The sequence below is a fragment of the Methylotenera versatilis 79 genome, assembly GCF_000384375.1.
Lineage (GTDB): Bacteria > Pseudomonadota > Gammaproteobacteria > Burkholderiales > Methylophilaceae > Methylotenera_A > Methylotenera_A versatilis_B.
The window spans coordinates 1,103,326-1,127,487 of the sequence record NZ_ARVX01000001.1 but is presented as its reverse complement, the minus strand read 5'-3'; the positions used below and the strand labels follow the sequence as shown (position 1 = coordinate 1,127,487).

Sequence of the window (24,162 nt, the reverse complement as noted above, 5' to 3'; positions counted from 1 at the left end):
GATGTTAACCAGAAAATTACATTAAAAAATGCCGGTTTAAAAACCAGATGGATTTAAAATATTGGCGGCAGAATCGGTGCTACTAGGTGATTTTCTTGTAGGCTTAGGAGCCAGTTTTGGAACGGATTTTGAATTAACTGCTGGGTTGCTATTGGCCGAGTTAGCATTTGTTGAAACCGTATTCGTTTGAACAGGATTAATTTGCCGATTGGTACTTGCACCAGAAAAACCGTCTTGTGGCTCTTCTGCATGTGGCGTAATAGGCACAGCTTGTGGCTGCATGGGATTTTGAATCAAGCTATCAGGAAAATCTGATTCTGTTGGCTCTTGCATCGGCGGCAGGATTTCCTCTACAGAAGGCGGTGGATTTTCTTGATAAAAATATTCATCGATTCCCTCATCATCTTGATCAACCAGCACGCCTGTTGCTGCATCTACCCGCACAACCATTACGCCATCAGGCACTTTGTATGGATTATCAGGCACGCCTTTTAAAGCGGTTGCCATATAACGAATCCAAATAGGCAAAGCCGCTTTACCACCCGTTTCATCGCGGCCAAGCGTACGCGGTTTATCGTACCCAATCCACACGATGGCAACTTGCTCAGGGTTATAGCCTGCAAACCAGGCATCTACTTGATTATTGGTTGTACCAGTTTTACCTGCTAAATCTTGACGCCCAAGCTGCTTGGCTCTTGTGGCTGTGCCTCTTTGCACCACATCGTGCATCATAGATGTCATCAAAAATGCATTGCGACTGTCAATCACTCTTGGCGCATCTTGATTAGCCCGCGGATATTTGATTTCTTCAATTACCTTGCCATTGCTATCTGTAATTTTGCTAATCAAATGCGGCTTAATACGGTAACCACCGTTGGCAAATACGGCATAGCCATCCGCCATGCCCCAAGGTGTTGTTGCACCAGCACCTAATGCCATCGTCAAATAGGCAGGATGATCTTTACGCGAAAATCCAAATTTTGTAATGTAATCTTGTGCGTAACGTGGCCCAATGGATTGCAATACACGAATCGAAACCATGTTCTTAGATTTGGTCAGCGCCGCACGCAAACGCATTGGCCCAGCATAAACATTATCAAAGTTTTTCGGCTCCCACGCTTTGCTACCGCCAACTTCATTGGCCGACATCAATAGTGGCGTATCTTCCACAATAGTGGCTGGCGTAAAGCCTTTTTCTAGCGCAGCCGAATAAACAAATGGCTTAAAGCTAGAACCCGGTTGGCGCCATGCTTGTGTCACATGGTTGAATTTATTCTTATTAAAATCGAAACCGCCTATTAAAGCGTTAACCGCACCGTCTTCTGGATTAAGTGCAATTAAAGCGGCCTCCACTTCTGGCAACTGCACAATATGCCAACTATCTTGGCTTTTAATCACGCGCACAACTGACCCAGGTTTAATTTTGTGCTTGCTAACATCTTTATCAGCCAAGTTTTTTTGCAATAAACTTAAACCATCACCACTAATTTCAAGGCTATCGCCTCTTTTACTAAACACTTTGACCAGTTTTGGTGAAACATCAGTCACAACCGCAGGCACAAAACCTTTGAATTCTTCAAAATCCTCTAATGCGATTTGCAAACCTTCAGTCAAATCGGTCGATTTCAGCTTATCTAGATTAATATTTTTTTCAGGTTTTTGGTATCCATGTCGACGCTGATACTCTAAAACGCCCTGCAAAACTGCGTTATTGGCCGCCTCTTGATTCTCTTTTTTGATGGTGGTGTACACTTTCATACCACTGCTGTAAATATCATCTTGATAACGCGCAAACAAACTCTGCCGCACAATTTCTGCTACATAATCCGCCTCAACATCACGTGCTTGTTTAGAGGTTTTAAAGGTTAACTTTTGCTCCATCGCCTCATTAAACTCAGCATCATCAATCATGCCCGTGAGATGCATATCACGTAATACATCCTGTTGCCTGGCAATAGCGCGTTGGGGATGAATAAATGGATTATAGCCAGATGGGGCTTTTGGCAAGCCAGCAAGTATCGCGGATTCAGCCAGAGTTAACTTGGATAAGGATTTACCAAAATACACTTGGGACGCGGCTGCGAAACCATATGAACGTTGACCCAAATAGATTTGATTTAAATAAAGCTCAAAAATTTGGTCTTTAGATAAGGTTTTTTCAATTTTTAACGCCAAAAGTGCTTCTTTAATTTTGATGATCATCGTGCGTCCTTTACCTGGCGCGGTAAAGAAGTTTTTAGCAACTTGCATGGTGATGGTGCTTGCACCTTCGTGGCTGATGCCAGTGAGGTTGTTTTTGATAGCGCGTAACACGCCTTTGGTATCAACGCCGCCATGTTGATAAAATCGCCTGTCCTCAATCGCCAACACCGCATTTTTTAAATTTTGCGGTATTTTATCAATACTCACAAATGCGCGTCGTTCTTCACCAAACTCACTGATTAAAAAACCATCGGCGGTATAAACGCGTAACGGCAGTTTAGGACGGTAATCGGTTAACGTTTCTAATGAGGGCAAAGTTGGATAAATAAGTGTGATAGCAAGCGCCGCCATTGCTGATATTGTTAACCCACCAACCACGATAAACAATATTAAAAAGTGCCACCATTTCTTTGGAGCCATGTCGTTTAGAGCCATAAATATATTTTAACGAATCGAATCATTACCAATTAAATTACAGCTAACAGTATATAAGCTAATAGACATTAACCAAAACTAACGTGTCAATTTTCATCGCTTTGATTCTTTAAGTATTGAATAATACTTAAATTTTCCGACGATTAGACTTGTATCATAAATGGCACAAGCCTTCACAATTGTAGGCTCAGAATAAATTTAAAATTAAAATTTGCTTTACAGGGCGTAAACTTGTTGCTAGGATTTAATGTAAATTATCACTATTGTGCGTAACCTATGAATATAGAAAGAGAATTCTAATTTGAAATTCGATTTTTTCAATGAAAGTACTCCTCCACTCATAGGTGTAGACATTAGCACTTCGGCTGTCAAAATGGTCGAACTGTCTTCCACTGGTAAGGACTCTTATCGCTTGGAAGCCTACTCAATTGCTGCCATTCCTAAAGATGCCATTGTGGATGGCAATATTTCCGGTTTGGAGCAAGTTTCTGACGCCGTCAAATTAGCTTGGAAACTTTTAGGCTCACGCGAAAAACGTGCCGCACTTGCCCTACCTTCAGCTGCCGTAATCACTAAAAAAGTCATGATGTCTGCGGATCTACGCGAAGAAGACATGGAAGTGCAAGTGGAAGCCGAAGCCAATCAGTACATTCCATTCCCGTTAGAAGAAGTCAATATTGACTTTCAAATCATCGGCGCAGCCGCAAATAGCCCGGACGAAGTTGAAGTATTAATCGCCGCTGCCAGAAAAGAAAAGATTGAAGATCGAGTAGCCGCTGCAGAAGATGCTGGCTTAAGAGTCACGGTAATGGATGTGGACACTTACGCAACTGAGGCTGCTTACAGTTTAGTTGCTAACCAAATACCGAATAAAGGCAAAGACCAAACCGTGATGATTGTGGATATTGGTGCCGGCATCATGCACATCAATGTGTTGCATGACAATGTGTCCATCTATGTGCGTGAACAAGCTTTTGGCGGCACACAACTCACACAAGAGATTCAACGCCGCTTTGGATTATCTGTAGAAGAAGCCGAAATCGCGAAACGTAAAGGTGGCTTGCCAGAAAGTTACGAAAACGAAGTGTTGCAACCATTTATGCAATCACTTTCTACCGAAGTAGCAAGGGCGTTACAGTTTTTCACTAGCTCAACTCAATATAACCGTGTGGACCATCTGGTGCTAGCGGGTGGCTGTGCGGCAATTCCAGCGATAGATGCGATGGTACAAGACCGCACCCAAGTGAATACCATTATCGCCAATCCGTTTCAATCTATGTCACTTGCCACTAAAGTTAAGCAGCAACAAGCAACGATTGACGCGCCTGCGTTATTAATTGCCTGTGGTTTAGCCATGCGCGGGGTGAATTAATATGATGCGCATTAACTTATTACCTCACCGTCAATTAAAACGCGCAGAACGCCAGCGCCAATTTGGCTTAATGGCATTAATGGCTGCGGTAGCAGCTGGTGCCGTTGTCTTTATGGGTTGGACATATCTGAGTGCAAAAAAAGACTCTCAAATTGAGCGTAACGGTCGATTAGAAGTAGCCATCAATCAATTAGACAAAGAAATTGCCGATATTAAAGATTTAAAAGACCAAATCAGTAACGTATTGGAACGTAAACAAATCGTTGAAAATCTGCAGACCAACCGTAGCCAATCCGTTGTAATTTTAGATGAACTGTCACGTCAATTGCCAGAAGGCTTGTATTTAAAAAGTATCAAGCAGCAAGGCAATTTAATTACCTTAGAAGGCGTCGCTGACACCAATGCACGCGTGGCAACTTTAGTGCGCAATCTAAGCGTATCTAATTGGATGGAATCGCCTAATTTAGTAGAGATTAAAGCCATGACGTTAAATGGCATCAAGCAAAATGAATTTACGCTAAACGTCTCTTTGAAGGTTCAAAAAGCTGAAGAAGCACCTAATAAAAATAAAGTCAAAGGTACTTGATAAATGGAAGACTTAACACATGAAATTAGATGATTTTAATAATATTGATTTTAAAAATGCTGGTAGCTTACCAATGCCAGTTAAATTGGTATTGCTGGGGTTTCTATTCATAGTGCTAATTGGTTTGGGTTACTGGTTTTTGTGGAGCCCTCAGATTGATGAGTTCGATCAAGCACAAGCTAAAGAGCAGGAATTACGCCAAGTATTTGTTACTAAAAAAGGTCAGGCCATCAAAATTGATGCGTACAAGCAACAAATGGTCGATATTGAAAAAACCTTTGGTGCGCTTCTTAAACAGTTACCAGATAAATCGCAGATGGATGGTTTGTTAACTGATATTAATCAAGCTGGACTTGGGCGCAATCTTGAGTTTGAGTTATTTAAACCAGGACAAGAAACCATTGCAGATTTTTATGCAGAAATGCCGATTCAAATTAAAATCAAAGGCAGTTATCACGATGTAGGTGCGTTTGCTACCGATATTTCAAAGCTATCCAGAATTGTGACATTAAACGATATGACAATTGCCCCACTGAATAAAGATAGTAAAGATGGTATGTTGATTCTTGAGGCTATTGCTAAAACTTATCGTTATTTAGATTCTTCAGAACTCGCCGCTAAAAAAGCCTCTGAAAAAAAGGAAGTCAAATAAATGAGCCGCTTTAGTATTTCATTAAAATCTAGTGCCTTATTAAAAAGCCCTATATTAAAACTACTGTCTATTTCGGCGTTAACTTTAACGCTGATTGCTTGTAGTGGTGGCGATGGGGATGATTTAGATAAATTTATGTTAAGTGCCGCAACCGACATGAGTAAGACTGTGCAACCTTTACCAGAGGTTTTGCCTTATTCTCCACTTCAATATAACGCTGATGGCACTTTGGCTGACCCATTTAGACCGCGTAAAGCCGCCAATAAAAACGGTGGTTTGCAGCCGAATACCAATCGTCCTAAAGAAGCACTGGAAGCTTATCCTTTGGAAAGTTTGAAATATGTTGGCTCAATGAGTAAAAACAAACTGACTTATGCGCTTATCAAGACGCCAGACAATACGGTGCAACAAGTTAAAGTAGGTAACTACTTAGGCCCTAACTACGGCTTGGTAACTGCGATTAACGAAAGCGACATAGCATTAAAAGAAATTGTGCAAGATGACCTAACCGGCGATTGGACAGAACGTACAGCAAGTATTAATTTACAAGAATAAATGACAGGGATGATCATGTTTAAAACGATAAAGAAAATTATTGCAGTATTACTGCTGTTAGCTACAAGCTCCGGGCTAGCTTTTATGAATAGCGCATTGGCAGCAACTAACGATGAAAATTTATACAATAATAAAATTGAAAATATCGATTTTTCCGCATTATCAGGTGGTCGCGTGAGCATTCGTCTGCAAATGAAATCACCACTTGCAAATCCACCCGCTGGTTTTACTTTAAATAATCCAGCCCGCATCGCATTAGATTTTCCTAAAACAGCCAATGGTTTAAATAAGAATAATATTGTTAGCGATCAAGGTGCGTTAAAAAGCGTTTCATTTGCACAAGCCAAAGATCGCACACGTGTCGTATTAAATTTAACGAAAAACGTCGGTTATAACACGGTTATTAACGGCAAAGATGTCATCATTACTCTGCAAGGAAATGAAGCAAGCGTGAGCAACACAGCAACGGAAACACGTTTTGCTGAAGCTCGTGCTACTAATCAAGAACACGCGATTACCAATGTAGATTTTGCCCGCGGCAAAAATGGTGAAGGTCGTATTATTGTTGATTTATCTGATACCAATTCTGGTATTAACATCAAACAAAAAGGTAAGTTAATTTTTGTTGATTTTATCAATACAGATGTACCTACTGACTTACAACGTCGGTTAAATGTGATTAACTTTAATACGCCTGTTTTGTATATCGATACAATGAAACAGGGTAAAAATGGCCGCATTTCTATTGAGCCGAAAGGTAATTGGGAGCAATCGGCTTATCAAGCAGATAAGAAATTTATTATCGACGTACGTCAAGTGGTTGAAGATCCTGATAAATTGGTGCGCGGCACCAAGCCTGGTTACGCAGGTGAAAAGCTATCATTGAATTTTCAAAACATTGAAGTACGCTCAGTATTACAAGTGATTGCTGACTTTACTGGTTTAAATATCATTACTAGTGATACAGTAACGGGCAATCTAACCCTGAGATTGAAAGATGTACCATGGGATCAAGCCATGGATATCATCATGAAAAATAAAGGCTTAACGATGCGTAAAACAGGCAACGTGATTATGGTTGCACCTGCAGAAGAAGTGACCGCAAAAGACAAAGCCCAACTAGAAGCAAGTCAAGCCATTGAAGACTTGGAGCCATTGCGTACAGAAGCCTTTACACTTAAGTATCAGAAAGCTTCAGAATTTACTAAAATCTTGGATGGTAGCAATACTTCTGGCGGCTCTAGCGCAGGCGCAGCAGCTGGTCAAAATCGCATTTTATCTAAACGTGGCAATGTTAATTATGACCCGCGTACCAATACGCTGTTCATACAAGATACTGCCAAAAAATTAGAAGAAATTCAGTCCATCATTAATAAAATCGATGTATCGGTTAGACAAGTCACGATTGAATCACGTCTTGTGTTAGCGGAAGATACTTTTAGTAAAAGCCTAGGTGCTAGATTCGGCGTGCAATCTGCGACCACACCTGGTAGAAACAGCTTAGCTATAGGTGGCAGCTTAAATACTACAAGCGCAGTTCCAATAACTGGTCCCGATGGTGTAACAATAATACAAGCCGCTGGCACAGGAGGTTTAAATTCAAATCTACCTGTACAAAATGCTTTCGGTAGCATTGCATTTAGTTTATTCAGATTACCAGCTGGCTTATTGTTAAACTTAGAGCTTTCTGCACTTGAAAGTGACAGAAGAGGAAAAATTGTTTCAAGCCCACGCGTTACTACTGCTAATCAACAAACAGCAAAAATCGCATCCGGTGTTGAAATTCCATATTTGCAAGCGTCTAGCAGCGGCGCAGCTAATATTGCCTTTAAAAAAGCAGAGCTTAGTTTAGAAGTAACACCACAAATTACACCAGATGACAAAATCATTATGGATCTTGAAGTGCGAAAAGACTCACCTGGTGACGTAGTTGCTGGCGTTCCAGCGATTAATACTCAAAACGTGAAAACACAAGTGTTAGTATCTAACGGAGAAACTGCTGTATTAGGCGGTATATTTGAACAAACTCAAAGTAATCAAGTGGACAAAGTACCATTTTTCGGTGACATTCCAATTATTGGCAATGTGTTCAAGCGCCGTACAAGACAAGATGACAAGAGTGAATTATTAATCTTTATTACGCCCAAAATTATGGATGAAAGTTTGGGCTTAAGATAAAACTTTAAGATGCAAGACTAAGACTTAACTGACAGAACGTTCGCTTTACCTTAAAATGCCTATCATTAACTTGATAGGCATTTTTGCTTAGAGAATTTAGCGGCAAAATATTGTGATAGAAGTGAACAACATTTTCTTTATTGGCTTGATGGGTGCTGGAAAGACCACGATTGGTAAAATTTTAGCCAAGCACCTAAACAAGCATTTTTACGATACTGATGTAGAAATCGAGAAACGTACTGGCGTAAAAATCCCGGTCATTTTCGATTTAGAAGGCGAATCAGGATTTCGCAAGCGCGAAACAACAGTCATTCAAGAACTCGTGGAATTAAATAATATTGTGATGGCAACAGGTGGTGGCGCCGTGATTGCGGCAGAAAATCGCGAACTGTTAAAAAATCACGGTACAGTTATTTATTTGCGCGCTAATGTGAACGAGTTGTGGCACAGAACACGTAACGACAAGCATAGGCCACTTTTACAAAATGTGGATATTCGCGCTAAATTAGAGCAGCTATATGCAGAGCGTAATCCTTTGTATACCGAAGTAGCAACGCATATTATTGATACTGGCAATCAACCTGTCAGTAGCATTATTGCCAAATTAGAATCTGCACTTAATTTAAAACTGAATGAATAATTTAATTTAACCTCACGATCATAACGCCAATTATTACACCATGCAAACTTTACAAGTAGCACTCGACAGCCGCTCTTATCCCATTCATATTGGCAGTAATCTGCTGAATCAAGCTGATTTAATCTTGCCGCACCTTAAGCGCAAAAATGTAGCGATTGTTACCAATACCACTGTCGCACCATTGTATTTAGCAAAATTAAGTAAAACGCTGCGCGATGCGGGCGTGACAGTGATTGAGATTATTTTGCCAGATGGCGAAGCGTATAAAAATGCAGATACGCTTAACCTTATTTATGACGCCTTACTTAAAAATCGATGTGAGCGTAGCACAACACTTATTGCCTTAGGCGGCGGTGTAATTGGCGATTTAACGGGTTATGCAGCAGCCACCTATTTGCGTGGTGTGCCATTTATTCAGATTCCCACCACATTGCTTTCACAGGTCGATTCCAGCGTTGGTGGTAAAACTGGCATCAATCATCCACTGGGCAAAAATATGATTGGCGCGTTTTATCAGCCTAAATTGGTATTGGCCGATATTGATACGCTTAAAACTTTATCGCCACGTGAGTTATCGGCCGGTTTAGCCGAAGTGATTAAATACGGCTTGATTCGCGACACGGATTTTTTTGACTGGTTAGAAGTCAATATCAGCAAATTAATGTCATTAGATGAAGCCGCAATCAGCTACGCTATTTATCGCTCTTGCGAAAATAAAGCCGAAGTTGTTGCGATAGATGAACATGAAACGGGCGAGCGTGCATTGCTTAATCTCGGCCACACATTTGGCCATGCCATTGAAAATGCGATGGGCTATGGCGTTTGGTTGCATGGTGAGGCAGTGGCCGCAGGCACAATCATGGCGGCAGATTTATCACAGCGAATGGGCTGGTTAAAAACCGATGAATTTACACGCATACTTAACCTATTAAATGCATCAAATTTGCCATTGCAAGCGCCTAAATTGGGAGCAGACAGATATTTAGATTTAATGGCAAACGATAAAAAAGTAGCCGATGGAAAGATAAGATTGGTATTGCAACAAGGCATCGGTAAAGCCGTGATTACCAGTGATTACGATACGGATAAATTAAACCAAACGCTAGCATTAACTTGAACATGAATACGCTCGCCGCTTACGCAGCAAATCCTGAAATCACGCTTGGCAGACGTTTTGAAGAACCACCTTCGCCTCTACGTAACGCTTTTCAACGCGATCGCGATCGGATTATTCACTCTACCGCTTTTCGCCGTTTAGAATATAAAACACAAGTTTTTGTGAACCATGAAGGCGATTTATTTCGTACCCGCTTAACACATAGCTTAGAAGTCGCACAGATTGCCCGCGGTATTGCACGCACTCTTCACTTGCATGAAGACTTAACTGAAGCGATTGCACTTGCGCATGACTTAGGCCACACGCCTTTTGGTCACGCTGGCCAAGATGCGCTAAATGATTGCATGCGCGATTACGGCGGCTTTGAGCACAATTTGCAATCATTACGCGTGGTGGATAAATTAGAACAACGTTACGCCGAATTTGATGGCCTCAATTTAACATTTGAACTGCGTGAAGGCATTTTAAAACATTGCTCAATTAAAAATGCCAAACAATTGGGCGATGTTGGTCAACGCTTTCTTGACAAAACCAACCCTAGTTTAGAAGCACAATTAACCAATTTTGCAGATGAAATTGCCTACAATAATCACGATATCGACGATGGCTTGCGCTCAGGCTTAATCACCATTGAGCAACTGCAAGAAGTAGAGTTGTTTAATTCACAGCTTGAAATAGTCAAAACTAAATATCCTAAACTTGAAGATAGGCGACTAATACACGAAACTGTTCGCCGCATGATTAACATTTTGGTTGTCGATTTATGTCACACCAGCACGCAGAACATTGCACAACTCGCACCGAAAAATATTCAAGATATTCGCCAAGCGCCCTACTTGATTAGTTTTAGTCCAGACATGACGAAAAAAAATCATGCGCTAAAACAATTTTTACGTAAAAATTTATATCATCACTACAAGGTTAACCGCATGAGCGCCAAAGCCATGCGCATCATCCGCGAATTATTTGAGGTTTTTTTCAACGATACGACCTTAATGCCGTCAGAACACCAAGCACACGCCCAATCAGATAAAGCGCGTGCTGTAGCGGATTACATTGCTGGCATGACAGACCGCTTCGCCATTCGCGAACACCGCAGGTTATTTACAGTAGAAGAATATTTGTAATTTCCATTACAACCATTTCCATCAAAAAATTGCTTTAAATTAAGCATTAAGTCATCACCATATTTAATAACAAGTCTTAATAATCAGGCACTAAGCGATTGCTTTGTATTAAGCACTCTAAATAGTGTTGTATTAAAACAACATCCGCAGATAACTAGCTCAAAAAGCGACATAAACCTTGCCCCCAAAACAGCATCTTTGGCATACTAGCTACACCTTCTTAGTAAATGAATGTAACTTGTTTTATTGAGAGCGTTGGAGAAATTTCTCATTTTTGTAATAGTTTTGGTAACAAAACAACAATCAAAAATGAGGTCAAATTGGCAATAACTTTAAGAAACAATTTTTGGAGATTCATATGAAAACAAAATTAAGTTTAGCAGTTGCATCAGCTTTATTAGCTGCAGCATCAAGCGCTAACGCTGGTATTATCATTCCAGCTGGCGATTGGACATTGGACATCGGTGGTGTTGTAAACGCTTACTACACAACTACACGTACAAGTGGTGATGATATTGCTCTTGGTGGCGGCGCAGTAAATTTAGGCGGCGGTAATGCTAACGGCGAATCACGTACAAACAACATTACAACAGGTTTATTACCAAACTACCTATCAGTTTCTGGTAAAACACGTCAAAACGACTTAGATGTTGGTTTCACTATCAGCATCAACCCAGGCGCTTCAACAACACAAGCTGGTATTCAAACAGGTTTGTTAAACCAAGAAAATCGTCAAGCGTTCTTAACATTTGGTGACAAATCATGGGGCTCTATCAAATTAGGTAAAGACTTAGGTATTTTCGCTTCTGACGCTATCTTAAACGACATGACATTATTGGGCGTTGGTTCTGGTGCTGGCTTCTTAGCTGGTAACACAACTACTCTTGGTCGTATCGGTTCTGGTTTTATCTATGCTGACTGGAAATCACAAATTGCTTACACATCACCAAACTGGAGCGGTTTCAGTTTCACAGCTGGTGTAACACAATCATGGGATGCTTTAAGCATTACTAACATCGGTACAGCAGCAGCTCCTATTGCTGGTGATGCTGGTGCGTTTGGTCGTGAAGGCTCAGTACCTGCTATCGAAGCTAAAGCTTCATATGAGTGGACTGGCGATGTAGGTGGTAAAGTTTGGGTTTCTGGTATTACACAAAAATTAGAGCTAGCAACTGGTGGTTCTGAGCGTGCAAACGGTTATGATGTTGGTGCTACAATTAACTTGGCTGGCTTTGGCTTGACTGGTTACTACTATGACGGTAAAGGTTTAGGTACTACAGTGCAGTTATTAGGCGCTGTTGACCAAAATGGTAATCGTCGTGATTCAAACGGCGGATACGTTCAAGGTACTTATACACTTCCAGGCGTAGGTACTAAATTAGGTCTTAGCTGGGGTATTTCTAAGTTAGATCGTAACGGTGGCGATGTATTAGCTGCAGATCTAGAAAACGAAATGTGGACAGTTGGTGCATACCATCCGTTAACAAAACACTTGAACTTAGTTGCTGAATACTCAGATGTTAAAACTGACTTCGGTGCTTTAGATTCAAAAGCAAAAACTGTGTCTTTGGGCGCAATCTTATTCTTCTAGTTTAATGCAGGCTCTGCCTGTTTAAGTTAGATTAATAATGTAAAAACGGCAACTTAGGTTGCCGTTTTTATTTGTCCTTTTGATACTTTCAATACATCAAAATAGAATGTAAATTCGCTTACAATCTACACCATGCAATCTAATACAATCATTCAGCTGATTCAATCTAGTCAAACCGAATTAAATATACATTTAAATTTAAACCTTCAAGAGGCCAAATTCGAAGCACAACTTTTGTTACTGCATGTATTGAATAAAGACCGCTCATGGTTAATTGCACATGAGAATGAGATCGTACAAGCAGATACTGACGAGAAATTTCAAACATTATTAAATCGCCGATTAAATGGTGAGCCGATTGCTTATATTTTAGGTTATCGCGAATTTTACGGTTTACATTTAAAAGTCACGCCCGATACTTTGATTCCAAGACCTGATACAGAAACGCTAGTAGAAGCCGCGCTCAGTAAAATTCCATCACGCACTTTTCAGCATGAAACCTTACAAGCAAAATCTGTTTTAGATTTGGGTACTGGAACTGGCGCAATCGCGTTAGCTATTGCTAAAAATCGCTCTCTCGCAGATGTAATTGCAGTAGATGTCAGTCAGGCCGCACTGAATATCGCGATTGAAAATGCCAAAAACTTAACCATTTATAATGTGCAATTTCTGTTAAGTGATTGGTTTGGATCATTAAATGAGAGAAAGTTTGATTTGATTGTGAGCAATCCACCCTATATTGAAGACGATGATGTGCATTTAAAACAAGGTGATTTACGTTTTGAGCCACAATCTGCGCTGGCTTCTGGCTATGATGGTTTAAAAGATATTCGTCAAATCATCGATTGCGCGCCAAAATATTTAAATACTGGCGGCTGGTTAATGCTTGAACATGGTTATAACCAAGCACCAGTTGTCGCGGCATTATTTAAACAAGCCGGCTTTGTTGAAATTAGCCATGTGTTAGATTTAAGTGGGATTGAACGCGTAACAATTGGGCGGTTTTGAGGTGTTAACTAAGCAAAACGCCCGTTTAATCAGCTATTGGTTGTGACTTAACACATAGTATAATTGCGAAATGCTAAAAAATAATTCCGTACGCATGGACTCTATAGGAATAGTGTCTGCACAAACCGCCTATTTTGATGAGCCGCTTCAGTTAAAAAGCGGCGAAATTTTATCGAATTTTCATTTGGTTTATGAAACTTATGGCACTTTAAATGCGGATAAAAGCAATGCTGTGATTATTTGCCATGCACTTTCTGGCAACCATCATGTTGCGGGGAAATATGCTGAAACGGATAAAAATTCCGGCTGGTGGGATAACCTGATTGGGCCAAATAACGGCGTTGATTCCAATAAACCTTTAGACACCAATAAATTTTTCGTGATCGGGCTGAATAATTTGGGTGGCTGTCACGGCAGTAGCGGACCTTCTAGTGTTGACGCTACAACAAGTAAGCCTTTTGGCGCAAATTTCCCCATTGTAACGGTTGAAGATTGGGTGAATTCACAAGCACGTTTGCTGGATTATTTAGGCATTAAAACACTGGCTGCTGTGATTGGTGGCAGTTTAGGTGGCATGCAGGCTTTACAGTGGACAATTGCTTACCCAGACCGCGTTAAACATGCACTTGTGATTGCATCTGCACCCAACTTAACCGCACAAAACATCGCATTTAATGAAGTCGCACGCCAGGCAATTATGACGGATCCTGAGTTTTATGCTGGCGATTACTACGCACACAATACCGTACCAAAACGCGGTTTGCGTATTGCGCGTATGCTCGGGCATATCACCTATTTAAGCGATGATGCAATGGGTGAAAAATTCGGCCGTAAGCTTAAAGACACACTCAAATATGGCTTTGATGTGGAATTTGAAATGGAATCTTATTTGCGTTATCAAGGCGATAAATTTGCAGGTGAATTCGATGCCAATACTTATTTGCGCATGACGCGCGCGTTGGATTATTACGACCCCGCGCTAGAATATAATGGCGATTTAAGTGCAGCACTTAACAATGTGAAAGCACAATTTTTAGTGCTTTCATTTACCAGCGATTGGCGTTTTTCGCCTGCGCGTTCACGCGAAATTGTGAAGGCTTTGCTCGATAACGAACTCACTGTGAGCTATGCAGAAGTGACTGCAGCACATGGCCACGATGCTTTTTTAATGCCCGATGCACATTATCATGCGATTTTACGTGCCTATTTACAAAAAGTTGAGGTGTAAACATGGCAAATATCACTCAAAATAATGTAAATTCTACAAATTTTGACCTTAAGTATCGTCAAGATTTTGCCATTATTGCTGGCTGGATTAGTTTCGGCTCGAAAGTGCTGGATTTAGGTTGTGGCGATGGCACATTATTACAGTTTTTACGCAGCAGCTTAGAAACCAAAGGTTATGGTGTTGAGAAGGATGATGCCAATTGGCTGGCGTGTTTAAAAAACGGTACCAATGTAATTCAAATGGATTTAGAGGCTGGTTTATCAGGCTTTGAAGATCAATCGTTTGATACGGTCATTCTCTCGCAAACCCTGCAAGCTATGCATAATACCGAAGAAATCGTGCAAGAAATGCTGCGTGTAGGTCATGAAATTATTGTTACATTTCCTAATTTTGGCTATTGGCGTAACCGTATGCAAATCACCAACGGTAGCATGCCAGTATCAAAAACTTTACCGTATCAATGGTATGACACACCCAACGTACACCTTTGCACGATCAATGATTTTGACCAATTTTGTAGAAATCACAAAATTACAGTCATAGAACGTAAAGTAATTACTGAAGAACAAGAAATCAGCTTTATGCCGAATTTACTGGGTAATTTAGCCATGTATCGGTTAAAAGCGAGTTAACTACCAGCCATAACCTAAACTAAATAAAAGCGTTTTATCCAACTCTTTCCTGTCTTCAACAGGTCGACTGTTGTAATCCAAATTGATTTGCGCGGAAGCATTTAAGTTTTTAGCGATGGGAACGCGCAAACCTGTTTTTGAAAAAATTAACGTGTTGGCTGTTTTTTCTAAGCCAAATAAGATTTCATGCTGATGAAAGAATTGCACATCGCCTGACATTGGCTTTTGATCATAACGTAACGCCCAGCGTCCACTTGCGTAACTTTCGTCTCTGGCGACGTCATAATCCACATTAATATAGTTGATACCGCCCTCGATGGCTAAATTCAAATCATCTTGCTCATAGAGTTGATAACCGTTACCCACACCGGCTGTTGACCGCAAGTTAATGTCTCTGAACCGATCATTTTCTAAACTTGCATTGGTATATAGATACCATTTTTTCGTTAAAAATTTATCGTACTTTGCGTAACCCCGGCTGTTATATTCGGTATCGACATTATTACTTTTTGCCCGATTCACTACTCCGCCAACTGTAAATCGGTTGTATTTCGTCCGTGCAATCGTCTCGCCATCGGCACGCACTAAGCTGGTATCTGTATTACCTTGCGTGATCGCGCCACCTAAATTAATGTTGCCAGACCACACCACGCCAACGCCTGAAACCAATGGGTTGGGATTAATATAATTTAACTGGTTTAAATCAATATCGGTTTGAGCATCTGAATTAGCGATAACGATTTTTGCACGACCTGATTGTGATGCACCAATCACGCCAGTAAAGACCGTTTCATCCGTCAAATAGACTTGAACAGGTTCTTTGGTGTTTAAACTGCTTATTTCAGACCACGCGATGCTGATATCGCCTGCATAATTAGTGTTAAAAACAAGTTTATCTGTTTCTTTTTTGATAATAGTACCAGTGATTACATCGCCATTTTTTAGCCTAACTTCATCCGCAGATACGCTGAAGCTAAATAGTGATGTGATTAAAATAATGGGGAATAGTGGCTTTGCTAAACGCATGCGCACTCCTTTACTTTTTAAATTAGATGTTTTTTTATAAATGATAATTTAGCTAGCGCCAAATAAATTTGGGCTATAACGGTAAATAGACAAGCCTAAATTTGTTCAAGCATTAAGCTCAAATATTAAGTTTGAATTAAAAAATTGAGCCTAGTAAACACTAAAAATTTAGCTATTCACTTTGACTATCTTGGCGAGTTAACACATTCAATCAAGCCATTTAATTGAATGCCTATATAAAACTGATGCTTTTATACTACAAAAGTTTCATAAATATTAAGCCCAATGAGGCACTGACCATTAAGCAATGTAATAATGTGAGCAACTAAGTCGCCCAAATGCATCTCAAGTGCATCATTTTAAAATGAATCATCCAATCAAACAAATCCTGTTGAATAAACGTATGCTCATTTGCATTTTTACTGGATTCACTTCGGGTTTACCGCTGTTTATTTTAATTAGCTTATTGCCCGCATGGCTGAGATCTGAAGGTGTCGATTTAAAATCTATCGGCTTATTTGCGTTAATCAGTTTACCGTTTACATGGAAATTTCTTTGGGCGCCATTATTCGATCGTTATATTCCGCCACTTGGCCGCAGGCGTGGCTGGATGCTCATCGCACAATTGCTATTGCTTATCTCCATTCCACTATTTGGCGTATTTAACCCAAAATTAGATATTTGGACGATTGCTTACCTTGCCACAACCGTGGCATTTTTTAGTGCTTGCCAGGATATTGCAGTAGATGCTTACCGGCGCGAGATATTACCGGATATCGAATTGGGTATGGGCAATGTGATTCACGTTAACGCCTATAAAATCGCTGGCTTGGTGCCGGGTTCTTTATCGCTCATCTTGGCAGATCATTTCACTTGGCAAAGTGTATTTTTGATTACAGCGCTATTTATGTTGCCAGGCATTTTCATGACTATTTTAGTCAAAGAACCGCAACTTAAATTAGGCGCTCCACGTACATTAAGAGCCGCGGTTGTAGAGCCATTTCACGAATTTATCAATCGAAATGGTTTAAAAACCGCATTATTGATTTTGGCATTTATTTTCTTATACAAACTGGGCGATAGCATGGCGACAGCGTTAGCGACACCCTTTTATTTGGATATGGGTTTTAGCAAAACCGAAATTGGCTTAATCGCCAAAAATGCCGGTTTATGGCCAAGTGTGATTGGTGGTTTGCTGGGTGGAGTATGGATGTTTAAATTAGGCATTAATCGCGCATTATGGGTATTTGGCGCGGTGCAAATGGTGGCTATTTTAGGCTTTGCGTATTTAGCAACGGTTGGTCACAGCTTATTATGGTTGGGCATCGTCATCGGCATAGAAGCGTTTGGCGTTGGGCTTGGAACAGCGGCATTTGTGGCCTATATTGCGCAAACCACACACCCGCTTTACACGGCTACGCAATTTGCGTTGTTTACTAGTTTAGCGGCTGTTCCACGTACGTTTGCGAATGCAGCCACGGGTTATATGGTCGAAAATCTGGGTTGGTTTAAGTTTTTTATTGTGTGTTTTATTTTAGCGATTCCTGGCATGTTATTGCTCATCAAAATCGCGCCTTGGAACACTGTAAAAGCCAATGACTATTAACAAAGTTGAAAGCCTTTTAATCTAGCGCGCTGCAAATAGTTAATTTTGAAACGCTAGATTATTTTCAATACTGACATCTTGTCAGTTTTTCGCAAATCAACTGACTAAAACTTAACCCTTTAAACTGGTTAAGTTTTCGCCATTAATCCATTATTTAGCCAGCTGGATAAATATTGTGCGGCTTTAATCATCGCTTCTTGCTCTGAATAAATGCTTTGCAAACATTCGCAAAGCTCACCAAAAGTGGCGCCTGTCGCCACTAGCTTTATGGCTTTATCTTCTGACTCATCTAACGATTGGTAATGTGAACTGCTTTCGCTACGCCACACTAAACACGGCTCATTTATTTGCGTGGGCGTTGGTGGCGTTTCATCGGCATTCAGCGCCTGCCAAACTAATAGCACATTCCATTTTAGCGGCAACCATTGCACAGACGGATGAAAAACCAATGGTAATTCCGCCCAATCTTCTGGCGGAATTGCCGCCAAATCTTGCAATTGCAGCACTGGCGTATCTTTGGCATCAAATGCCAAACCGAGCGCCCATTCAAACGCCGCCATTTCTGCCGCAATAGGATGTTGTGGCAAAGAGTGGATTAAATGCATCTGCATCTTATCGCCAACCCAACGCATATTGCGATAAGTGGAAGGGTGCGCATCAATATAACTGCGCGCGGTGGCATCAAATAAATCGTCGCCCAACAAGGCTTTAAGCTTGGGATAACTATTGGCTAATGCCTCAATAATACGCAGACGATACGCATCGGCGTAAATACTTAACCTTCTTTTTACCCCAACTTTTGCATCATCAACAATACAGTTTTTAAATGCTGCGCCTTTATCTTCATCCATTAAATAGGCTTGAAAATCGGCTTGTAATTGAGCTAGTCGACTCATGCCGCCACCGATAATTCTTTGGCGGCAATATCGCGCGCAATTTGTAATTCTTGCACCAACTCATCTAATTCTGGCATTTGGTCATCGCGCTCAATCATGGTCGATACCGCACCAAAACGCGATAACGCGTAAGCATATAAATCCCAAACTGGGTCAATTACAGGCGCGTCATGCGTATCGATAATGTAATCGCCATGATTGTGATGTCCCGCCAAATGGATTTGTTGCACGCGTTTTTGGGGAATGCCATCGATGAATTTTTTGGCGTCAAATTGATGGTTATAACTGCTGACATAAATATTATTCACATCCAATAACAGCAAACAATCGGCTTTTTCAGCAATTAACTGAATGAATTCCCACTCCGCCATCGTTGAATCCACATAACTGGCGTAGCTGGATACATTTTCCAGCAAAATTTGGCGACCCAAATAATCTTGTACGATACCAACGCGCTCCGCCACATGGTTAGCGGTTTCTTCAGTGTAAGGCAACGGCAATAAATCATGCATATTTTGGCCATGCACGCCTGTCCAACATAAATGATCCGAAATCCAAGCGGGTTGTACGCGATCCGCAAGCTTACGCAAATCGCGCAGGTAATCTTTATCAATAGTGGTTGTAGAGCCGATAGAAAGCGATACACCATGCATGACGACAGGATAATTTTCGCGAATACGGTCTAAATAATGCAACGGCTTGCCGCCAGGAATCATATAGTTTTCTGACAGCGCCTCAAACCAATCGATATTCGGTTTGGATGCCAAAATATCGTTGTAATGTTCTGTGCGTAAACCTAAGCCAAAACCTAAAAATGGAAGATTGTTAGACATTTGTGTGTTAAGTATGGATTAACATCCTGTTTTAGTTAACATTTTAATTATCCATTCTCATGCAATTTTTAAAGATAATTGCATGAGAATGGCGTGAACATCACTTGCTCACATTTAAATTTATACTTCGTGACCGCCTTTAGAAGTACATTCTGCGCCAGTTAATGCTAAGTGACCTTGGCCAGCACAAGCATTTTGACCTTTACAAGCATTGGCCGCTGTTTTGCAAGAGCCTTGACCTTTACAAGCATTTTTTGCCGTTTTACAGGCGTTGTGGCCTTTACAGTCATTACCGGCTGTTTTACATGCGCTAGTGCCTTTGCATGAGTTTACGCCCACACAGGCAACTGTAGAACCGCTGCTAGCCGTGTTTGCGCCACTGCCTGCACAGCCAGCCAAGATAAGCGCTGCTGCACCAACTGCTAATAATGCGCCTTTGCTCATTGATGATGATGTTTGAATCGACATGGTCATTCCTTCCTAAATGTTATGAAAAATCCACCATCGCCAGATGCAAAGGTAGAAGTCTTTAGATACGTGCAGCGAGACAAAATAGATTCATCACGCACTGCACAACATTTAGTCGGGATAACTTTGTTAACCTTACAATTACTTTAAAAAAGCAATTCAGACGCTTTTTTATTTCAAAAAACAGCTTTTAAAAGCTGTTTTTAAATGCAAGTTAACACTTTTTTTGAGGCAATTTTTATCTAGTGTTTATGCTGAATAATCAATAATTAATGGCGCATGATCGCTGAATCTTTGTGTTTTATAAATCGACACTTGTGTGGCTTTTAGCGCGAATTCTGGCGTAGCGACTTGATAATCCAACCGCCAACCCACATTTTTTTCATACGCCGCACCGCGATTACTCCACCACGTATAACATTCATCAGTCGTGTTCGGATGCAGCGCGCGGTACACATCCACCCAGCCGACACGACCGAATAAATCAGTTAACCAAGCGCGCTCTTCTGGCAAAAAACCCGAGTTCTTTTTATTGCCTTTGTAGTTTTTTAAATCAATTTCTTGATGCGCGATGTTCCAATCGCCGCACACTACAACATCGCGACCGCTTTTTCTTAACGCTTCTAAATGCGGCATAATGCGCGCGAGTACGCCAAATTTAAATGTCTGCCGTTCTTCGCCGCTTGATCCGCTGGGCAAATATAAAGAAATCACACTCAAATTTCCAAAACTGGCCTCAATATAGCGGCCTTCTCTGTCAATATCTGCCATGGCTGGATTGAAATGACTTAAACCTTCAATAACTGCATCTGGCTTGCTTTTAGAATAAATGCCAACACCGCTATAACCTTTTTTTTCTGCATAATGAAAACAGCCATAATAACCAGCCGGCGCCAGCATTTCTGCGGTCATATCCGCCGCTTGCGCTTTTACTTCTTGCAGGCAGATCACATCGGCTTGTTGCGTTTGCAACCAAGCAAAAAAACCCTTGTTGGCCGCTGAGCGGATTCCATTTAAATTCGCAGTTATAATGCGCATAATTGACTTTCGATGAATGAATGATGACTAAAATGACGACTAAAGCCCAATTAGAGCCTGATGCAAGTAACTTAAACAAACAATTAAGCCAAGATTTTATCGCTTTTTCTATTCAAAAGCAGGTATTAAAATTTGGTGAATTTAAAACCAAAGCCGGCCGTTTAAGCCCCTATTTTTTTAACGCTGGCTTATTTAACGATGGCGAAAGCTTATTAAAGCTGGGTGAATTTTACTATCAGAGCATCCAACAATCGGGCATTCAGTTCGATATGTTGTACGGCCCAGCTTATAAAGGTATCACGTTGGCTGCGGCAATCGCGATCGCTTTTGCCAAAAATGGTCACAATCTGCCCTACGCTTACAATCGCAAAGAAGCCAAAGATCACGGCGAGGGCGGTGTCATTGTTGGCAGCCCGCTAAAAGGTCGTGTTTTAATCATCGATGACGTGATTTCGGCAGGTACATCAGTGCGCGAATCAGTTGATTTAATTACAAAAAATGGCGCAATCCCTTGTGGCGTGGCGATTGCGTTGGATCGCCAAGAAAAAGGCTTAGGTGATATATCGGCGGTACAAGAGGTGCAGAAACTGCATCAACTACCCGTTTGCGCTATCGCAAATTTGACCGATTTATTGCAATACATTGAAAACAAAGATGATATGGCACAGCATTTGCTTAATGTTCAATCGTATCGCCAACAATATGGCGTAACTTAATTAGTTGAAACCATATCACTCACTAAAAACGACTGAATAAAATGATGAAAAAAATTACTTTTATTTTACTGTTAAGTACCAGTTTTAGTCTGTTGTCTATTTCTGCAATTGCCGATACTAATAAAATTGTGAAGTGGAAAGATAGTGATGGCGTGACGCATTACAGCGATAAATTGCCGTCTCAAGAAGCTGGCCGTAGCAACACCGAAATACGCAATAACGGTATTGTGATTAAACAGAATGTAAGAGCCGACCAAAAAAATGTTGTAGACCAGCAAAAACAGCAGGAAAAATTAGCGCAGCAACGCGCTGATAAAGTGTTATTAGCGTCTTACACTAACGCAAATGAAATCGATTTGGCTTGCGAACGCAATTTAGAAACGGATTACGCGGCTTTGCAATCACTCGCTCAACGTAAAAAAAATATGTTACGTAGCAATGAGAGCAACAACAAAACCGCGCAAACTTTAAAGGCTAAAAACAAAGCTTTACCAGCTACGTTAGTGGAAGAGTTGAAACAATCGCAACTTGAGATGGATAACATTAATCAGCAAATTGCGAAACGTAAACAAAATATGGACGCGACGCGTAAACGTTATGCGGAAGAAAAAAATCGCTTTATAGCACTGAAACAAAACAACTTTAATACAAATGAACCTGCGATGGCGGCTAGCTTAAGCGTTCAATAGCTCAAAAAATTGCCATCAAATAATGGTTAAGTATTTCAATTTAAATAAATGACTTAACCTAATATTTAAACAGATATTCAAATTAACTAGCTGTGAGTTTTTTCTTTAAAATCTCATTCACCTGCGCTGGGTTTGCCTTACCTTTACTGGCTTTCATGGCTTGACCCACTAGCGCATTAAACGCTTTTTCTTTGCCCGCTTTAAACTCTTCCACCATCGCTTGATTAGCCGCTAATACCTCATCAATAATGAGTTCAACCTCACTTGAATCGCTAATTTGCACAACTCCTAATTCATTTACCATCATCAATACACCGTCTTCAGGACTTGTTAGACTAAAGCGTCCTACGACAACAGTCCACAATGCAGGTAAAACAGTATCTTTGGCAATTTTGTTGCTAATTTTTCCACTAGCAATCAACTTAATTAATGCAGCTAAAATGTTTGGTGATACAGGGCAATCCGTAATTGATTTTTCTTCAGCATTTAGTCTAGCCATTATTGCACCCATTACCCAATTGGCGGCTGGCTTTGCTTCTGCACCAGCATTTACAGTTGTGGTAAAGTAATCCGCCAATTCACGGCTGGCAGTCAATGCTGCGGCATCGTAACTACTTAACCCATATTCCGCCTCAAATCTTGCTTTCATTGCTTCTGGCAATTCTGGCATCGTGGCTTGCACGCGCGCTTTATCAGCGGCGGTAACTTCTAAAGGCAACAAATCTGGGTCAGGAAAATAGCGGTAATCGTTCGCTTCTTCTTTAGAGCGCATGGCTTTTGTTTCACCCGTATCAGGGTTAAATAAAACCGTTGCTTGTTGAATCGTGCCGCCGTCTTCTAGCGTTTCAATTTGCCAGCGTGTTTCATACTCAATCGCCTGCGTCATAAATTTGAATGAGTTCAGGTTTTTAATCTCGCGCCGCGTACCAAATTTTTCCTGACCTTTTGGACGTACAGAAACGTTTACATCGCAGCGAAAACTGCCTTCTTGCATATTGCCGTCGCAAATATCAATCCATTGCACTAGCTCATGCAGTTTTTTGGCATAAGCCACCGCTTCTGCTGCGCTGCGCATATCGGGCTCAGTCACAATCTCTAACAATGGCGTGCCTGCACGGTTTAAATCGATGCCACTCATGCCTTCAACTGCGCCGTGAACTGATTTGCCCGCATCTTCTTCTAAATGCGCACGCGTGATGTTGATTACTTTTTCATAAGCGGCGTTTTTGCCGTTAGCTGGTACTTGAATCGTCACTGCACCTTTGCCAACCACAGGCAACTCAAACTGGCTGATTTGATAACCCTTAGGCAAGTCTGGATAAAAGTAATTTTTGCGTGAAAATACTGAGCGTGCTGGAATGTCGGCATTAATTGCCAAGCCAAATTTAATCGCGCATTCCACCGCTTGTTTATTTAACACAGGCAATACGCCTGGCAAAGCTGTGCTAACTTCATCTGCTTGCGTATTCGGCGCAGCACCATATTGAATAGATGCGCCACTGAAAATCTTAGTGTTGGTACGCAATTGCGTGTGGGTTTCTAGCCCGATGACGACTTCCCATTCCAT

23 protein-coding genes are annotated in these 24,162 nt (G+C 41.0%); 16 read left to right on the top strand and 7 right to left on the bottom strand.

What is annotated here, in order from left to right; all coding sequences use genetic code 11:
* Positions 1 to 36 precede the first annotated feature (36 nt).
* A complete protein-coding gene (locus tag METVE_RS0105605) occupies positions 37 to 2,622 on the bottom strand; it encodes a penicillin-binding protein 1A (protein WP_020167473.1) in 2,586 nt (861 codons plus the stop codon).
* Between the two features lie 316 nt (positions 2,623 to 2,938).
* Here METVE_RS0105605 and METVE_RS0105600 point away from each other — a divergent pair, with 316 nt between their 5' ends.
* From METVE_RS0105600 to metW, 12 genes are all read left to right on the top strand, one after another.
* Positions 2,939 to 4,009, top strand: coding sequence for a pilus assembly protein PilM (locus METVE_RS0105600; protein WP_020167472.1), 1,071 nt, complete (start codon positions 2,939 to 2,941; stop codon positions 4,007 to 4,009).
* A 1-nt stretch (position 4,010) separates the two neighbouring features.
* Positions 4,011 to 4,595: a PilN domain-containing protein gene (locus METVE_RS0105595; protein ID WP_020167471.1), complete on the top strand. Its 585-nt coding sequence runs from the start codon at positions 4,011 to 4,013 to the stop codon at positions 4,593 to 4,595.
* Between the two features lie 19 nt (positions 4,596 to 4,614).
* The gene (locus METVE_RS0105590; RefSeq protein WP_020167470.1) at positions 4,615 to 5,247 is read left to right on the top strand and encodes a type 4a pilus biogenesis protein PilO; all 633 of its coding nucleotides are present in this window, start codon (positions 4,615 to 4,617) and stop codon (positions 5,245 to 5,247) included.
* A complete protein-coding gene (locus METVE_RS0105585) occupies positions 5,248 to 5,802 on the top strand; it encodes a pilus assembly protein PilP (RefSeq protein WP_020167469.1) in 555 nt (184 codons plus the stop codon).
* Positions 5,803 to 7,980, top strand: coding sequence for a type IV pilus secretin PilQ (gene pilQ / locus METVE_RS0105580; RefSeq protein WP_020167468.1), 2,178 nt, complete (start codon positions 5,803 to 5,805; stop codon positions 7,978 to 7,980). It abuts the gene before it with no gap.
* 112 nt (positions 7,981 to 8,092) lie between these two features.
* Positions 8,093 to 8,620, top strand: a complete 528-nt coding sequence (aroK, locus tag METVE_RS0105575; protein ID WP_020167467.1) for a shikimate kinase AroK — start codon at positions 8,093 to 8,095, stop codon at positions 8,618 to 8,620.
* Between the two features lie 40 nt (positions 8,621 to 8,660).
* Entirely contained in the window at positions 8,661 to 9,737 is a 1,077-nt protein-coding gene (gene aroB, locus METVE_RS0105570; RefSeq protein ID WP_020167466.1) for a 3-dehydroquinate synthase, read from the top strand.
* Positions 9,738 to 9,739: 2 nt separating this feature from the next.
* Positions 9,740 to 10,864, top strand: a complete 1,125-nt coding sequence (locus METVE_RS0105565; protein ID WP_020167465.1) for a deoxyguanosinetriphosphate triphosphohydrolase — start codon at positions 9,740 to 9,742, stop codon at positions 10,862 to 10,864.
* A 358-nt stretch (positions 10,865 to 11,222) separates the two neighbouring features.
* Positions 11,223 to 12,455 (top strand): porin, encoded by a 1,233-nt coding sequence (locus tag METVE_RS0105555; protein ID WP_020167463.1) that lies wholly within the window; start codon positions 11,223 to 11,225, stop codon positions 12,453 to 12,455.
* Positions 12,456 to 12,587: 132 nt separating this feature from the next.
* Positions 12,588 to 13,463 (top strand): peptide chain release factor N(5)-glutamine methyltransferase, encoded by an 876-nt coding sequence (gene prmC / locus METVE_RS0105550; RefSeq protein ID WP_020167462.1) that lies wholly within the window; start codon positions 12,588 to 12,590, stop codon positions 13,461 to 13,463.
* 70 nt (positions 13,464 to 13,533) lie between these two features.
* On the top strand, positions 13,534 to 14,691 hold the full coding sequence (gene metX / locus METVE_RS0105545) for a homoserine O-succinyltransferase MetX (RefSeq protein WP_020167461.1): 1,158 nt from the start codon (positions 13,534 to 13,536) through the stop codon (positions 14,689 to 14,691).
* Positions 14,692 to 14,693: 2 nt separating this feature from the next.
* On the top strand, positions 14,694 to 15,323 hold the full coding sequence (metW, locus tag METVE_RS0105540; protein ID WP_020167460.1) for a methionine biosynthesis protein MetW: 630 nt from the start codon (positions 14,694 to 14,696) through the stop codon (positions 15,321 to 15,323).
* On the opposite strand, the gene METVE_RS0105535 is transcribed toward metW, so the two are convergent.
* A complete protein-coding gene (locus METVE_RS0105535) occupies positions 15,324 to 16,349 on the bottom strand; it encodes a DUF481 domain-containing protein (RefSeq protein ID WP_020167459.1) in 1,026 nt (341 codons plus the stop codon). It lies immediately after the preceding gene.
* Positions 16,350 to 16,713: 364 nt separating this feature from the next.
* Between METVE_RS0105535 and METVE_RS0105530 the strand changes: the two genes are divergently transcribed.
* Positions 16,714 to 17,955 (top strand): AmpG family muropeptide MFS transporter, encoded by a 1,242-nt coding sequence (locus tag METVE_RS0105530; RefSeq protein WP_020167458.1) that lies wholly within the window; start codon positions 16,714 to 16,716, stop codon positions 17,953 to 17,955.
* Positions 17,956 to 18,083: 128 nt separating this feature from the next.
* Here the strand turns inward: METVE_RS0105530 and METVE_RS0105525 are convergent, their stop codons facing one another.
* The 3 genes from METVE_RS0105525 to METVE_RS0105515 all read right to left on the bottom strand — a co-directional run bounded on the left by METVE_RS0105525 (position 18,084) and on the right by METVE_RS0105515 (position 20,152).
* Positions 18,084 to 18,851 (bottom strand): HvfC/BufC N-terminal domain-containing protein, encoded by a 768-nt coding sequence (locus METVE_RS0105525; protein ID WP_020167457.1) that lies wholly within the window; start codon positions 18,849 to 18,851, stop codon positions 18,084 to 18,086.
* Entirely contained in the window at positions 18,848 to 19,684 is an 837-nt protein-coding gene (bufB, locus tag METVE_RS0105520) for an MNIO family bufferin maturase (RefSeq protein WP_020167456.1), read from the bottom strand. Before bufB ends, METVE_RS0105525 begins: the two co-directional genes overlap by 4 nt.
* 120 nt (positions 19,685 to 19,804) lie before the next feature.
* Positions 19,805 to 20,152, bottom strand: coding sequence for a hypothetical protein (locus METVE_RS0105515; RefSeq protein WP_020167455.1), 348 nt, complete (start codon positions 20,150 to 20,152; stop codon positions 19,805 to 19,807).
* A 21-nt stretch (positions 20,153 to 20,173) separates the two neighbouring features.
* On the opposite strand from METVE_RS0105515, the gene METVE_RS12890 reads away from it, so the two are divergent.
* Positions 20,174 to 20,302, top strand: coding sequence for a hypothetical protein (locus METVE_RS12890; protein ID WP_269745540.1), 129 nt, complete (start codon positions 20,174 to 20,176; stop codon positions 20,300 to 20,302).
* Between the two features lie 99 nt (positions 20,303 to 20,401).
* On the opposite strand, the gene METVE_RS0105510 is transcribed toward METVE_RS12890, so the two are convergent.
* The gene (locus METVE_RS0105510; protein ID WP_020167454.1) at positions 20,402 to 21,190 is read right to left on the bottom strand and encodes an exodeoxyribonuclease III; all 789 of its coding nucleotides are present in this window, start codon (positions 21,188 to 21,190) and stop codon (positions 20,402 to 20,404) included.
* A gap of 32 nt (positions 21,191 to 21,222) precedes the next feature.
* Between METVE_RS0105510 and pyrE the strand changes: the two genes are divergently transcribed.
* Positions 21,223 to 21,906 carry an orotate phosphoribosyltransferase gene (pyrE, locus tag METVE_RS0105505; protein WP_051085507.1) on the top strand — a complete coding sequence of 228 codons (684 nt, stop codon included), beginning with the start codon at positions 21,223 to 21,225 and terminating at the stop codon, positions 21,904 to 21,906.
* A gap of 41 nt (positions 21,907 to 21,947) precedes the next feature.
* The gene (locus METVE_RS0105500) at positions 21,948 to 22,595 is read left to right on the top strand and encodes a DUF4124 domain-containing protein (protein WP_020167452.1); all 648 of its coding nucleotides are present in this window, start codon (positions 21,948 to 21,950) and stop codon (positions 22,593 to 22,595) included.
* An 82-nt stretch (positions 22,596 to 22,677) separates the two neighbouring features.
* On the opposite strand, the gene gatB is transcribed toward METVE_RS0105500, so the two are convergent.
* A complete protein-coding gene (gene gatB, locus METVE_RS0105495; protein ID WP_020167451.1) occupies positions 22,678 to 24,162 on the bottom strand; it encodes an Asp-tRNA(Asn)/Glu-tRNA(Gln) amidotransferase subunit GatB in 1,485 nt (494 codons plus the stop codon).

What these genes read in the sequence shown, in the direction of transcription:
- METVE_RS0105565 (WP_020167465.1), top strand. Translation starts at nt 9,740, where the DNA reads ATGAATACGCTCGCCGCTTACGCAGCAAATCCTGAAATCACGCTTGGC.
- metX (WP_020167461.1), top strand. Translation starts at nt 13,534, where the DNA reads ATGCTAAAAAATAATTCCGTACGCATGGACTCTATAGGAATAGTGTCT.
- METVE_RS0105525 (WP_020167457.1), bottom strand. Translation starts at nt 18,851, where the DNA reads ATGAGTCGACTAGCTCAATTACAAGCCGATTTTCAAGCCTATTTAATG.
- METVE_RS0105605 (WP_020167473.1), bottom strand. Translation starts at nt 2,622, where the DNA reads ATGGCTCCAAAGAAATGGTGGCACTTTTTAATATTGTTTATCGTGGTT.
- metW (WP_020167460.1), top strand. Translation starts at nt 14,694, where the DNA reads ATGGCAAATATCACTCAAAATAATGTAAATTCTACAAATTTTGACCTT.
- gatB (WP_020167451.1), bottom strand. Translation starts at nt 24,162, where the DNA reads ATGGAATGGGAAGTCGTCATCGGGCTAGAAACCCACACGCAATTGCGT.
- METVE_RS0105535 (WP_020167459.1), bottom strand. Translation starts at nt 16,349, where the DNA reads ATGCGTTTAGCAAAGCCACTATTCCCCATTATTTTAATCACATCACTA.
- METVE_RS0105590 (WP_020167470.1), top strand. Translation starts at nt 4,615, where the DNA reads ATGAAATTAGATGATTTTAATAATATTGATTTTAAAAATGCTGGTAGC.
- METVE_RS0105555 (WP_020167463.1), top strand. Translation starts at nt 11,223, where the DNA reads ATGAAAACAAAATTAAGTTTAGCAGTTGCATCAGCTTTATTAGCTGCA.
- METVE_RS0105515 (WP_020167455.1), bottom strand. Translation starts at nt 20,152, where the DNA reads ATGTCGATTCAAACATCATCATCAATGAGCAAAGGCGCATTATTAGCA.
- METVE_RS0105530 (WP_020167458.1), top strand. Translation starts at nt 16,714, where the DNA reads ATGAATCATCCAATCAAACAAATCCTGTTGAATAAACGTATGCTCATT.
- bufB (WP_020167456.1), bottom strand. Translation starts at nt 19,684, where the DNA reads ATGTCTAACAATCTTCCATTTTTAGGTTTTGGCTTAGGTTTACGCACA.
- METVE_RS0105510 (WP_020167454.1), bottom strand. Translation starts at nt 21,190, where the DNA reads ATGCGCATTATAACTGCGAATTTAAATGGAATCCGCTCAGCGGCCAAC.
- METVE_RS0105500 (WP_020167452.1), top strand. Translation starts at nt 21,948, where the DNA reads ATGATGAAAAAAATTACTTTTATTTTACTGTTAAGTACCAGTTTTAGT.
- METVE_RS0105585 (WP_020167469.1), top strand. Translation starts at nt 5,248, where the DNA reads ATGAGCCGCTTTAGTATTTCATTAAAATCTAGTGCCTTATTAAAAAGC.
- METVE_RS12890 (WP_269745540.1), top strand. Translation starts at nt 20,174, where the DNA reads ATGAAAAATCCACCATCGCCAGATGCAAAGGTAGAAGTCTTTAGATAC.
- prmC (WP_020167462.1), top strand. Translation starts at nt 12,588, where the DNA reads ATGCAATCTAATACAATCATTCAGCTGATTCAATCTAGTCAAACCGAA.
- pilQ (WP_020167468.1), top strand. Translation starts at nt 5,803, where the DNA reads ATGACAGGGATGATCATGTTTAAAACGATAAAGAAAATTATTGCAGTA.
- METVE_RS0105595 (WP_020167471.1), top strand. Translation starts at nt 4,011, where the DNA reads ATGATGCGCATTAACTTATTACCTCACCGTCAATTAAAACGCGCAGAA.
- aroB (WP_020167466.1), top strand. Translation starts at nt 8,661, where the DNA reads ATGCAAACTTTACAAGTAGCACTCGACAGCCGCTCTTATCCCATTCAT.
- pyrE (WP_051085507.1), top strand. Translation starts at nt 21,223, where the DNA reads ATGACGACTAAAGCCCAATTAGAGCCTGATGCAAGTAACTTAAACAAA.